At 62.5% G+C, this 12718-nt stretch carries 11 protein-coding genes, 1 tRNA gene and 1 riboswitch; of the genes, 8 read left to right on the top strand and 4 right to left on the bottom strand.

All coding sequences use genetic code 11. The features are described from left to right. Window positions 1-31 precede the first annotated feature (31 nt). Window positions 32-105, top strand: a tRNA-Gly gene (locus FJ492_RS26030). A 64-nt stretch (window positions 106-169) separates the two neighbouring features. Here FJ492_RS26030 and FJ492_RS26025 read toward each other — a convergent pair. After that, a complete protein-coding gene (locus tag FJ492_RS26025; protein ID WP_140752737.1) occupies window positions 170-931 on the bottom strand; it encodes a Stf0 family sulfotransferase in 762 nt (253 codons plus the stop codon). A gap of 151 nt (window positions 932-1082) precedes the next feature. Here FJ492_RS26025 and FJ492_RS28920 point away from each other — a divergent pair, with 151 nt between their 5' ends. Continuing rightward, a complete protein-coding gene (locus tag FJ492_RS28920) occupies window positions 1083-1577 on the top strand; it encodes a hypothetical protein (RefSeq protein WP_181166762.1) in 495 nt (164 codons plus the stop codon). A gap of 86 nt (window positions 1578-1663) precedes the next feature. Here the strand turns inward: FJ492_RS28920 and FJ492_RS26015 are convergent, their stop codons facing one another. Next, the gene (locus FJ492_RS26015; RefSeq protein ID WP_140507545.1) at window positions 1664-2653 is read right to left on the bottom strand and encodes a LysR family transcriptional regulator; all 990 of its coding nucleotides are present in this window, start codon (window positions 2651-2653) and stop codon (window positions 1664-1666) included. Between the two features lie 291 nt (window positions 2654-2944). On the opposite strand from FJ492_RS26015, the gene chvE reads away from it, so the two are divergent. The 4 genes from chvE (at window position 2945) to araD1 (ending at window position 8131) form a co-directional block, all read left to right on the top strand. Next, the gene (gene chvE, locus FJ492_RS26010; RefSeq protein WP_140773007.1) at window positions 2945-4015 is read left to right on the top strand and encodes a multiple monosaccharide ABC transporter substrate-binding protein; all 1071 of its coding nucleotides are present in this window, start codon (window positions 2945-2947) and stop codon (window positions 4013-4015) included. Between the two features lie 99 nt (window positions 4016-4114). Continuing rightward, window positions 4115-5647, top strand: coding sequence for a multiple monosaccharide ABC transporter ATP-binding protein (gene mmsA, locus FJ492_RS26005; RefSeq protein WP_027145662.1), 1533 nt, complete (start codon window positions 4115-4117; stop codon window positions 5645-5647). Next, on the top strand, window positions 5644-6936 hold the full coding sequence (mmsB, locus tag FJ492_RS26000) for a multiple monosaccharide ABC transporter permease (protein WP_027145661.1): 1293 nt from the start codon (window positions 5644-5646) through the stop codon (window positions 6934-6936). Before mmsA ends, mmsB begins: the two co-directional genes overlap by 4 nt. A 202-nt stretch (window positions 6937-7138) precedes the next feature. Next, window positions 7139-8131: an AraD1 family protein gene (gene araD1 / locus FJ492_RS25995; protein WP_140507549.1), complete on the top strand. Its 993-nt coding sequence runs from the start codon at window positions 7139-7141 to the stop codon at window positions 8129-8131. 108 nt (window positions 8132-8239) lie between these two features. On the opposite strand, the gene FJ492_RS25990 is transcribed toward araD1, so the two are convergent. Next, complete coding sequence (locus tag FJ492_RS25990; RefSeq protein WP_140773053.1) at window positions 8240-9331, bottom strand: 2'-deoxycytidine 5'-triphosphate deaminase; 1092 nt, start codon at window positions 9329-9331, stop codon at window positions 8240-8242. Between the two features lie 139 nt (window positions 9332-9470). Beyond that, a riboswitch (SAM riboswitch) is annotated at window positions 9471-9548 on the top strand. Between the two features lie 56 nt (window positions 9549-9604). Here FJ492_RS25990 and FJ492_RS25985 point away from each other — a divergent pair. Further along, on the top strand, window positions 9605-10795 hold the full coding sequence (locus FJ492_RS25985) for an O-succinylhomoserine sulfhydrylase (protein ID WP_140507551.1): 1191 nt from the start codon (window positions 9605-9607) through the stop codon (window positions 10793-10795). A 27-nt stretch (window positions 10796-10822) separates the two neighbouring features. On the opposite strand, the gene FJ492_RS25980 is transcribed toward FJ492_RS25985, so the two are convergent. Beyond that, complete coding sequence (locus FJ492_RS25980; RefSeq protein WP_140752743.1) at window positions 10823-11974, bottom strand: ceramide glucosyltransferase; 1152 nt, start codon at window positions 11972-11974, stop codon at window positions 10823-10825. Window positions 11975-12193: 219 nt separating this feature from the next. Here FJ492_RS25980 and apaG point away from each other — a divergent pair, with 219 nt between their 5' ends. Then, complete coding sequence (apaG, locus tag FJ492_RS25975; RefSeq protein ID WP_027146773.1) at window positions 12194-12586, top strand: Co2+/Mg2+ efflux protein ApaG; 393 nt, start codon at window positions 12194-12196, stop codon at window positions 12584-12586. The last annotated feature ends 132 nt before the right edge of the window (window positions 12587-12718 follow it).

Raw genomic sequence — 12718 nt, 5'->3', positions numbered from 1 at the left:
AGCCATGCCGTCATGATAACGAGGCTGCAGCGCGGGTATGATGTAATGGTAGCCTGTCAGCTTCCCAAGCTGAACGCGCGGGTTCGATTCCCGCTACCCGCTCCACCCTGAAGCCAAGAGTCCGTTGGCCTAGGCGGAACCCGTCCATTTGGCAGCACTGTCGGTGAGCCTAGGCTTGGCCGATTCGCATCTGCTTCTTGAGGAGGAACCGGGCGAGGTTGTTGATATTCCGCGGCGCCACCTTCCTGGGCAGATGCGCCAGCAGGTCTTCCGATTTGACGTCGTTGCGGAACCGCTCCGCCCAATCTTCGGTGAGGTCGTCCCGCTGCAGGCGCAAATTCGTCTCGAACTCTCCGTCCGGCATTTCCACCGACAACTGCCGGGCCACCGACGCGACGTAAGGACGAGGATCGTCCAACAGATCCTCATAGAAAAAGCGATCGTAATGCAGATCGGCCAACCGCAGGTAAGCCTCCCAGAAGGCATAGCTCTGCTCGATCAGGAAATAGGCCTGGCAGATACCGGCGAAGTCGTATTGCGGAACCAGATCCGCGCCGCCCATCGTGCTTCTCCAATGGCCCGACGCCTTTGCCCGGCAATAGGAAATCGCTTGGCGAAGACGGTCCCGTCGCTCCAGCAGGACCAGACCCATGTCATGGCGCCGGCCGCATTCCGCCAGGAAGTCGGCTCCGTATTTGGCCTGCGACCAGTGAAGGTGCCGTGGAAACAGCTTCACGGCGAACGTGCCGTTCGCAGTCCTGCCGCGATGGATCACGGCGGACAGCAGATCATCGAAGGATTTCGGCTTGCACCCCAGATTGGTCGTGTCGAGCCACTCGGCCGACTTGCCGAACAATCCCGTGCTGTTTGTGAGGCTGCCAAGCCATTCGGAGCCGCTGCGGGCTTCGGTCAGTATCGCGACGCCCTTCATGCGTGCCGATGATCCGCGGCCCGCGTCATGTCGATTGCAGAATGCCGTTCTTCTTGATGGTCCCCCGCCATGGTCAAAGCTCCGCTTAAACAGCGCCTCAACGGACAAAGGCCTATATGGTTCCGTCGATTCGACCTTAGGCTAAGGCAGAATGCAGGCCCAAACACGTTACAACTGGGTAATCAACGCCGCGCCTTGGGCTCGAAGAGCCCTGAAGATACGCGCAAAGGCCGGCCACGCTGCGGTGGCCGCCTTTGACGTCAGCCAGAAGCGATTACAGCCAGACGCCGAGCCAGACGCGCTCGCGCCAGCAGCGGACGCGGCGGCGTCCGTGGCGCCAGTAGCTGCGGCAAACCCGTCTCCAGCCGCGGCGGCGTCCATGGCGCCGACGCCAGTAGCCATCGGGACCATGATGTCTCCAGCGATGCCAACGGCGGTGGGAGACCTGCTCCAGTTCGACCTCGTCATCCCCTTCGAAGACAGCCGGATCCGGCTTGTCCAACTCATCGAGAATTCCATTGCCCTGGGGAACACCGGCAAGCGCGCGGCCGGGTCGGGCCACGCTTGCAAACGCAACCGCCCCCGCAACGCCAAGCATTCCAGCAAGAAACAACCGACGTTCCATAAAAACCTCCCGAGCTGTTAACTACCGACACCTCGTTCCCTCGCCCGAAACAGGCTCCAGCGCGCATGCCGATCGGTTTTGAACGCGCGGAGGTGGTTCTCGTTCCATCACCCCACTTCACGCAGGATGAAATCATGCAGCATCTTGGCCGCCGGTGACAGTACGCGATTCCTGACCGTGATCAGGCTGTAGGGCCTGACCTCGATGTCGAACTCGGTCTGGACGACGTCGATGGCGCCGGCAAGTCCGTCCGGGTTCTGGATGAACTTCGCCACCTGCACCGAGACCGGCGCTATGGCATCGGATTGAGCGACCATGACCAGCGTGAGCAGCAGCGAGCTGGTATTCAAGATCCGGTCCGGCAGCGCGATGTTGCGGTTCAGGAAATTGCTCTCCATCGCCTGGCGCAAGGGCGAACCGCCTGACTGGAAGACCCAGTCATAGGCAGCGGTGTCTTCCAGACGCACCACATTACCCCTCGCGAGCGGGTGGCCGCGGCGCACGATCAGGCAGGCTTTCTCGACGCCGATCACGCGGGATTCGAACAGCCGCGGATTGAGGTCGTCGGGAATGCGGGCGATGATGAAGTCGTGGCGCGAGGCGATCAGCTCGCGGGCGAGCACATTGGAGGTTTCGACCTGCATGGTGATCTCGATGCGCGGGTAGATGCGGCGGATCTCGCGAATCGCCGGCACGGCCAATTCGATCGCCGGCGCGGTCACGGCGCCGAGGAACACCGAACCGCCCTTGCCGGCCTTGAGCTCGGCAATCTCGCGGTCGGCTTCGCGCATCTCGAGCAGGATCGAGCGGGCCCGCCTGGCGAGCGCCTGGCCATAGGGGGTGAGGGTCACGCCGCGCGGCAGCCGTTCGCACAGCTTCACGTCGAGCACCGCCTCCATCTCGGCGATCATGCGCGAGGCGGCCGGCTGGGAGATGTTCATGACCTGGGCCGCGGCGCTCACCCGTCCGTGATCGTCGAGGGCGGCGATCATGCGCATGTGGCGCAAGCTCAAGCCACTGCGCAGGAGTGTCTCCCCATTGCCCGGGAGCTTCTCGTAACTTACAGGAATCGCATCGGGATCGCGCAATGCCGCCATGATCTTCCAGCCCTTCCGCCGGTTCCTTTTCGCATGCTAGATCATACCGGTTTCGGTATAGCAACCACCAAAGATCGCATTTGACAGTTATGGCAAAGCGACCCACCCTTCGCGCGTTCCGGGGTGCAAGGGCGGTAACGACCAAAATCGTATCGATTGAAACTGCATCGCGGAGCCGATTGGGAGGATACCGGAGATCGATAAAGCCGACAGCGGCGCGTTTGCGCTCCTGTCTGGCTGCGCGGCCCGCGAAGCCCCGAGGTGTCGCGTCCATCAACCAGGGAGAGTAAGTTGAAGATCATCAAAACGCTGGCCGCCGTCGCGGCCCTTGGCATCGCTGCCATGAGCTATCAGGCGCACGCGGCCGACAAGGGTCTTGTCGGCGTGCTGATGCCGACCAAGACCTCGCAGCGCTGGATCAATGACGGCGACGCCGTCAAATCCCAGCTCGAGGCTCTCGGCTACACCGTCGACCTGCAGTACGCGCAGGACGACATCCCCAACCAGCTCAGCCAGCTGGAAAATGAAATCACCAAGGGCCCGAAGGCGCTGATCATCGCCTCGATCGACGGCACCACCCTGTCGGATGCGCTGCAGAAGGCCAACGACGCGGGCGTCGTCGTCGTCGCCTATGACCGCCTGATCAAGAAGACCGCCAATGTCGACTATTACACCACTTTCGACAATTTCGGCGTCGGCGTGATCCAGGCGAATTCGCTGGTCAAGGGGCTCAAGGAGCGTTTCCCGAACACCAAGCCGTGGAACGTCGAACTGTTCGGCGGCTCGCCCGACGACAACAACGCCTTCTTCTTCTACAATGGCGCAATCTCCGTCCTGCAGCCGCTGATCGACAACGGCTCGATCAAGATCAAGTCCGGCCAGACCGGCATGGACAAGGTCGGCACGCTGCGCTGGCTCGCGGCAACCGCCCAGGCACGCATGGACAACCTCCTGTCGGCCAACTACTCGGACGGCAGCCGCGTCGATGGCGTCCTGTCGCCCTATGACGGCCTGTCGCGCGGCATCACCGCCTCGCTGCGCGCTGTCGGGTACGGCACGGAGGCACAGCCCTGGCCGATCGTGACCGGCCAGGACGCCGAGACCGCCTCGGTCAAGCTGATCATCTCGGGCGAGCAGTACTCGACCGTGTTCAAGGACACCCGCGAACTGGCCAAGGCCACGGTGCAGCTGGTCGACAAGGTGCTCTCGGGCGGCAAGCCGGAAGGCCTCGATGAAAAGACCTACAACAACGACGTCAAGGTCGTTCCCTCGATCCTGTTGACGCCGCATGAAGTCGACAAGTCGAACTACCAGGCGCTGGTCGTCGACTCCGGCTACATCAAGGCCGAAGACCTGAAGTAATTTCGGTTATAAAGTCAGGGGTCCTGCGCAACGCAGGGCCCCTTTTCGTTGAAAGCGACCCCGGTATGGGTTTTACCGGCCTCCTAGGAGCTTGTCCTGATGACCTCGACGATTTTGGAGATGCGCGACATCACCAAGACGTTCCCCGGCGTGAAGGCGCTCTCGAACGTCAACCTCAGCGTAGAGGAAGGCGAGATCCACGCCGTGGTCGGCGAAAATGGCGCCGGCAAGTCGACCCTGATGAAGGTGCTGTCGGGCGTCTATCCCTCCGGGACCTATGATGGCCAGATCATTTTTCAGGGCCAGGAATGCCATTTCAAAGGCATCCATGACAGCGAACACAAGGGCATTGTCATCATCCACCAGGAACTTGCGCTGGTGCCGATGCTGTCGATCGCCGAGAACATTTTCCTCGGCAACGAGCACGCCAGCTACGGCGTCATCGACTGGGACGCCAACGAGGCACGCACGTCCGGGCTTTTGAAGAAAGTCGGGCTCAAGGAAGACCCCAAGACGCTGATCACCCATATCGGCGTCGGCAAGCAGCAGTTGGTCGAGATCGCCAAGGCACTCAGCAAGGAAGTGAAGCTCCTGATCCTCGATGAGCCGACGGCATCGCTCAGCGAGAAGGACAGCCAGGCGCTGCTCGATCTTTTACTTGAGTTCAAGCGGCAGGGCATGACCTCAATCCTGATCTCCCATAAGCTCAATGAGGTGAACCGCGTCGCCGACAAGGTGACGGTCATCCGCGACGGGCGCACGATCGAGACATTGCCGAGGAAGGACATCAGCGAGGACCGGATCATCACCTCCATGGTCGGCCGGTCCCTCGACGATCGCTACCCGCCGCGCGAGCCTCATATCGGCGACGTCATTTTCGAGGTCAAGGACTGGTCCGTCTACCACCCGATCCATGCCGAACGGCAAGTGATCAAGAGCATCGACCTCAAGGTGCGCAAGGGCGAAGTTGTCGGCATCGCCGGGCTGATGGGCGCCGGCCGCACCGAATTCGCCATGAGCCTGTTCGGTCGCTCCTATGGCCGGCGCATCAGCGGCGAGGTGCTGCTCAACGGCAAGCCCGTGGACCTTTCGACAGTGGGCAAGGCGGTGCAGAACGGCATCGCCTACGTCACCGAAGACCGCAAAACCTATGGGCTGAACCTCATTGACCACATCAAGCACAATGTGACGTTGGCCAACCTCGCCGGCGTTTCCAATGGCGGCGTCATCGACGATATGCGCGAAATGAGCGTCGCCAACGATTATCGCAAAAAGACCAATATCCGCGCATCCAGCGTCTATCAGCTGACCGGCAATCTCTCGGGCGGCAACCAGCAGAAGGTGGTGCTATCGAAATGGCTGTTCGCCGACCCGGAAGTTCTGATCCTCGACGAGCCGACGCGCGGCATTGACGTCGGTGCCAAGTACGAAATCTATACAATCATCGCTCGCCTCGCCGCCGAGGGCAAGGCGATCATCGTCATCTCATCGGAAATGCCGGAACTGCTCGGCATCTCGGACAGAATATATGTCATGAACGAAGGGCGCATCGTCGGCGAGATGGCGGCAAGCGACGCCAGCCAGGAAAAAATCATGCGCGCCATTGTTCGCGGAGAAGGAAAAGCATCATGAGCACAGACAGCGCTCCCGCGCCGCAAAGCGGCACCGCCGAGGACGTCAAGCAGGGTCCTCGCATCGCCGTCTCGGCGCTGACGACGAACCTGCGCGAATACGGCCTGATCATCGCGCTGATCGTCATCATGCTGTTCTTCCAGTACACGACGTCGGGAACGCTGTTCAAACCGGTCAACCTCAGCAACCTGGTGCAGCAGAACTCGTTCATCATCGTGATGGCGCTCGGCATGCTGCTGGTCATCGTCGCCGGCTACATCGATCTCAGCGTAGGATCGGTCGCCGGCTTCATCGGCGCACTTGCCGCCATGATGATGGTCATTTGGCCGCTTGGCATGTTCAGCAACCCGCTCGTGGTCTCGATCGTCTGCCTGATCGTCGGTGGGTTGATCGGTGGGGCGCAAGGCTACTGGATCGCCTATCACCGCATACCAAGTTTCATCGTGACGCTCGCCGGCATGCTGATCTTCCGCGGCATTTGCCAGGCGCTGCTTGGCGGTGGCTCCTCGGTCGGTCCGCTTCCCGACAGTTTCAAGGCATTGAGTTCCGGCTTCATCCCGGACGTAATCGGCCCGCTGACGCTGATCCCACCGACGGTGAATGCCGCCGGCAAGACTATTTTGGGTAGCGGGCTCACGCTGCACATGACGACGATCGTGCTGGGCGTGATCGCGGTGCTCGCCTACGCCTATTTCGGCTTCAGGGCGCGGCGCAAGCGCGAACGCCACGGTTATGAGGCCGAGCCTTTCACGCTGTTCGTCATCAAGATCCTGGTAGGCAGCGCGCTGGCGCTGTTCCTGGTCTTCCAGTTCGCGACTTATCGGGGCCTGCCGATCGTGCTGCTGGTGATGGGCGTGCTGATTTCATTGTTCGTCTTCGTCACCAAGCGCATGACCATTGGCCGCCGCATCTACGCCATGGGTGGCAACGCCAAGGCGGCGCAACTGTCGGGCATCAACACCGAGCGCCTGACGCTCCTGGTGTTCGTCAATATGGGCGTGCTGTCGGCGCTCGGCGGCCTGATCATCGCGGCGCGTCTCGGCCAGGCCGTGCCGGCAGCGGGCCTCGGCAGCGAGCTCGACGTCATCGCGGCCGTCTTCATCGGCGGCGCCTCGGCGATGGGCGGCGTCGGCCAGGTCATCGGCGCTGTGGTCGGCGGCTTCATCATGGGCGTGATGAACAACGGCATGTCGATCATGGGCGTCAATGTCGACTGGCAGCAGGTGGTCAAGGGACTGGTCCTGCTCGGGGCCGTCATCTTCGACGTCTACAACAAGAACAAGGCTTAAGGGCTGGGGCGAGGACTAGGAGGCATACGGGTTCTAGATCGCGAAGCTGCCGGCGGCCCGTCAGCACCAAGAAGTCCGCGGAAGGACCAGGTTCGCGAACGCAATCCGGACGAAACGTTTCAACCGTGGCGCGTTCCCGCGCCGCGCCGGTCAGGGTTTGCCCATTGGCAGCCGGATACAGATAAATGAGAGAGGACTGATCATGCTGATCTCGCAGATTCTCGACGACGCCGAGACGATCCGTGTCGTTGCCCGCAGCGGCGGGAAGACCCGGATCATCAACGGAGCGCGCAGCGTGTATTCGCTGGCGATGGAGGCCGCCCGCACCGGCGTCGGCCTGACGGCCCTGATCGAACGCAAGGGACTGGGCGAGACGGTCGATCTCGACGCCGCCTACAAGAGGGGCCGCCTCCTGTCGCCGATCAATCACCCCGACCCGGCGCATCTGCATCTGACCGGCACGGGATTAACGCATCTCGGTTCGGCCGCGACGCGCGATTCCATGCACAAGAAGCTCAGCACCGACGGCGAGGAGCAACTTACCGATTCCATGAAGATGTTCCGCATGGGACTGGAAGGCGGCAAGCCCGCGAAAGGCCAGGTCGGCGTGCAGCCGGAATGGTTCTACAAGGGCAACGGTACCATGGCGGTCGCGCCTGGTGCCGCACTCATGTCACCGGCCTTTGCCAAGGATGCCGGCGAAGAACCAGAGATCGCCGGGATCTATGTCATCGGCGATGACGGCGCGCCATTCCGTGTCGGCTTCACGCTGTCGAACGAATTCTCGGACCATGTGACCGAACGCGTGAACTATCTGTTCCTCGCCCACTCCAAGCTGCGCAATGCCTCGTTCGGGCCCGAAATTCTGATCGGCGACCTGCCTTCGGACATCCGCGGCACGTCACGCATCGTGCGCGACGGCAGGACAATGTGGGAGAAGCCGTTCCTGTCGGGCGAAGCGAACATGTCGCACACCATCGCCAATCTCGAGCACCACCATTTCAAGTATTCGGCGTTCCGCCAGCCGGGCGATGTGCATGTGCATATGTTCGGAACGGCCACGCTGTCCTTCGCCGACGGCGTCACGACCGAAGCCGGCGACGTGTTCGAGATCGAGGCCGGGGATTTCGGCCTGCCGCTGCGCAACCCGCTGGAAATCGAAAAGCCGGTGAAGGTGGCGGTGAAGGCGCTGTAACTGGCGCCAACTCTGCCTTCTCCCCTGGTGGGGCCCGAAGGGCGGGCGAGGCCATTTCGACCTCTAAATCTTGCCCGTGGGCAAGCATCGGCCGGTGGTAATGGGAGTTCAGCGCGGGCGGAAATGTTTGGACAGCTTCAGGCCTTGTGCCTGGTAGTTCGAGCCGAGATCGGTCCCGTAAAGCGCCTGCGGGCGCTTTAGCATGTGTTCGTAGACCAGCCGGCCGACAATCTGGCCATGATCGAGGATGAACGGCACTTCGTGGCTACGCACTTCGAGCACCGCGCGGCTGCCGGTGCCGCCGGCCGCCGAATGGCCGAACCCCGGATCGAAAAATCCGGCATAGTGGACACGGAACTCGCCGACCAGCGGATCGAAGGGCGTCATCTCGGCGGCGTAGAGCGGCGGCACATGCACCGCCTCCTGGCTGACGAGGATGTAGAACTCGTCGGGATCGAGCACCAGTTCGCCGGCGCCGCTCTTGTGGATCGGCTCCCAGAAGTCGAGGACATCCTGGGCGGCACGCTTGTCGACATCGATGAGGCCAGTGTGGTGCTTGCCGCGATAGCCTACCAGCCCATCCTTGTCGCCGTTGAGATCAATCGACAGCGCGATGCCGCCTCCGGAAATGTTTGGCGGCTCGGTGGCGACCAGCATCTCGGCGCTGTGCAATTCATGCAGTTCGGCTTCTGAAAGCAGCGCGTTGCCGGTGCGAAAGCGGATTTGAGACAGGCGCGAACCGGTGCGCGCAACGATCGGGAAGGTGCGCGGGCTGACTTCGAGATAGAGCGGACCGTTGTAGCCGGCGGCGATCTTGTCGAACTCGTGGCCACGGTCGGTCATGACGCGGGTGAAGATGTCGAGGCGACCGGTCGAGCTCTTTGGATTGGCCGAGGCCGAAATGTCGGCCGGCAGGGCCAGGCTTTCGAGCAGCGGCACGATATAGACGCAGCCGGTTTCGAGAACCGCGCCTTCGGCCAGACTAATCTCGTGCAGCTGCAGCCGATCGAGCTTTTCCGAGACCTTGTGGTTGGGACCGGGCAGGAACGAGGCCCGCACCCGCCAGGCCTTTTCGCCCAATCTGAGATCAAGACTAGCCGGCTGGATCTGGTCGGCATCAAGCGCACGCGGCGACTTCAGCGCGCCGGACTGGAACAGCGCCGAAATGTCCTGATCGGGAAGAATGCCTGTCTGCCGCAAAGTCTGGCTCCGCCCCAAGACTGGTCTCCTTTGTTGCAGGTTCTTGCCGCAAACCGCTGGGCACTTTGCGGAACCTGCCTTGGTACAAACCTCTTAATGAAGCCGGCAATTGACGCAAGCGTGGCGCGGGTCTAAAGGGTCGTTATCCCGTGGTGATTTGGCCGGTCGGCTTGCAGCCACGTTAAACAAGTCGCTAAAGGACCGTCGGGCCGCAAGGCCGTATGGACCGGTTGCGACTTTCGCGGCCGGTTTTTTTGTGTCTGGAACAAAGCGATGAGCACCAAGAAGCGCAACTGGAAACCTCAGACGGCACTCGTGCATGGCGGAACCCTGCGTTCCGGCTTCGGCGAAACCTCCGAGGCGATGTATCTGACCCAGGGCTATGTCTACAAGACCGCCCAGGCGGCGGAAGCCCGCTTCAAGGGCGAAGAGCCTGGCTTCATCTATTCGCGTTACGCCAACCCGACCGTCGACATGTTCGAAAAGCGCATGTGCGCGCTGGAAGGCGCCGAGGACGCGCGCGCCACGGCATCGGGCATGGCGGCGGTGACGGCGGCGCTGCTGTGCAGCGTCAAGGCTGGCGACCATATAGTGGCGGCGCGCGCGCTGTTCGGCTCCTGCCGCTGGGTGGTCGAGACGCTGGCGCCGCGCTATGGCATCGAGGCGACTTTGGTCGACGGCACCGACATTGCCAATTGGGAAAAGGCGGTCAGGCCGAACACCAAGCTGTTCTTCCTGGAAAGCCCGACCAATCCGACGCTGGAAGTCGTCGACATCGCGGCCGTTGCCTCGCTTGCCAACTCGATCGGCGCGCGGCTTGTCGTCGACAACGTCTTCGCTACGCCGCTGCAGCAGAAGCCGTTGCAGCTTGGCGCGCACATCGTCGTCTACTCGGCCACCAAGCACATTGACGGCCAGGGCCGCTGTCTGGGCGGTGTCATACTATCGGACAAGAAGTGGATCGACGAAAACCTGCACGACTATTTCCGCCACACCGGCCCCAGCCTGTCGCCGTTTAATGCCTGGACCTTGCTGAAGGGCCTCGAGACGCTGCCGCTGCGCGTGCGCCAGCAGACGGAAAGCGCCGGCAGGATCGCCGACTTCCTGGCCGAGCAGCCGCAGATCGCTCGCGTCATCTATCCCGGCCGCGCCGACCACCCGCAGGCTGATATCGTCAAGAAGCAGATGTCGGGCGGCTCGACGCTGATTTGCCTCGACGTCAAGGGTGGCAAGCCGGCGGCCTTCGCCCTGCAGAACGCCCTCGACATCGTGCTGATCTCGAACAATCTCGGCGATGCCAAGAGCCTGATCACCCATCCCGCGACGACGACGCACAAGAATTTGAGCGACGAGGCCCGCGCCGAACTCGGCATCGGGCCTGGCACGCTCAGGCTGTCTGTCGGCCTGGAGGACGCCGACGACCTGCTGGAAGACATCGCGCAGGCTTTGCAGGCCGCTAGATAAGCTGCTTAGGAGCGTCGTCCGCGGCGATCAGGCGCGCGACGGCGTCTCCTCCAATTCGGCCGCCTTGGTGCGGATGGTCATGGCATTGCCGCGCCAGTCGACGGCGCCGCCGAGCCAGCCGCGCGCCCAGATGGACGGGAGCATCACGTCGCGCGCGATCATCGCCGCGACCATGCGCGGCGACAGATGCCAGCCCTTGGACAAGGCCAGCGCGCATTCCGGAAGGTAGAAGGCCGCCAACATGGCAATCACGGTTGCCCAGAGGCTGACGCCCGCGCTCGCCGCCGCAACCAGCGCCAGCGCGAGAGGCACCGCTGCGCCGGTCAGGAGTTCCGGCGCGAAGAACAGCGGAAAGGTGACGCGGCGCAGGCGCGCCCAGCGGGCCTGGCGCGACCAGATCTCGCCAACGGTGCGCTGGCCGAGCGGCTGCTCGAAGGGCGCCGCTACGAGATTGACGCGCAGCCCGAGGCCGTTGACCAGCTTGGTGGCGGCGGCGTCCTCGGCGATCTCGGCGGCCAGCGCGCGAATGCCGCCATTGGCGTTCAGCATCGGCTTGTTCCATAGCATGCTCTTGCCCTGGGCAAAGCCGAGGCCGAGCGCCTCGCCGGCATACTGCCAGCGGGCCTGCAATGTGTTGAGGAAGGCGCATTCGACATCGGCCCAGAAACCCTCGGGTCGCGAACCGATCGGCGTCGAGCAGACAAGACCGGTGTCGGGCCGCCATGCCGCCATCATGTGCTGGACATAGTCCCTCGGCATCAAGACGTTGGAATCGGCAAGGATGACCCAGTTGTGGCGCGCCGCTTCCCAGCCCTTGACGCAATTGTTGAGCTTTGGATTGGCGCTGACACGGTCATCGCCAATCAGCAGCCGGGCCGGCACCTTGGAAAACCGGGCAATCGCCCTGTTTATCAGTTTGACCACCGGGTCGTCCGCATGGGCGACGCAGAAGATCAGCTCATAATGTGGCCAGTCGAGCGCGAAGGCGCGTTCCAGCGTTTCATGCGTGAATGCCTCGACGCCCCGCGACGGGACGACGATCGATACCGGTTGCGACTTGCCGGCGGGCGGGGCGATCGTGCCGCGCCGTTTCAGCCGTGAGGCGGCAAGCGAAATGCTGGCGGCGTTTGAGAAGATGAGAGCGGTCGAAAGCGAGGCGGCTATGAAGGTGAGTTCCATCGAGATCTGGTCACTCCGGAAAGGCGGCCCGCATCATGGCCGTTTTCAACAGTTCGACAGAGCGCCGAGTCGCCCGGTTCGTGCACACCACCATTGTCGTGTGTCACTTAAATGACATTCTTTGTCGGCACCTGCGCTTCAAGGCTGGGCGCGACAAGACGCGCACGTTGACCTGCTCACCGGGAGCGTCGAAAATCGTCGGATTGTTTGGAGCCGCTCATGTACCGCGCCGTGACGCGCAACATCGAAGTGCAGGTCAGGCCGTTCTATCTCGAGGACCGTTCGGATCCCTCGGAGAACCGCTATGTCTGGGGCTATCAGATAACGATCGACAACCAGTCGGACGAGTTCGTGCAGTTGTTGTCGCGCTACTGGCACATCACCGATGGTGCTGGCCGGGTCGAGGAAGTGCGCGGGCCGGGCGTTGTCGGCGACCAGCCGGAGCTCAATCCCGGCGACAGCTATCAATATACGTCCGGCTGCCCGCTCTCGACACCGTCCGGGATCATGGTCGGACGCTACACGATGCGCAACAAGCGCGGCGAGACGTTCGACATCGCAATCCCCGCCTTCTCGCTCGATCTGCCGGGGACAAGGCGCACGGTGAACTGAGCACCGGCGGTCGCGCTGCCCCTCATCCGCCTGCCGGCACCTTCTCCCCGTGAACGGCAGGGCTATCGCATATGAGTGATGGCATTGATGAGATAGTCGTCATTCCAGGCGCATTTCTTGATACGGTGGCTG

The sequence above is a fragment of the Mesorhizobium sp. B2-5-4 genome (genome assembly GCF_006441095.1).
Classification (GTDB): domain Bacteria; phylum Pseudomonadota; class Alphaproteobacteria; order Rhizobiales; family Rhizobiaceae; genus Mesorhizobium; species Mesorhizobium salmacidum.
Note: the sequence above shows the minus strand (reverse complement) of the source record. Positions and strands in the feature narration are given on the sequence as shown.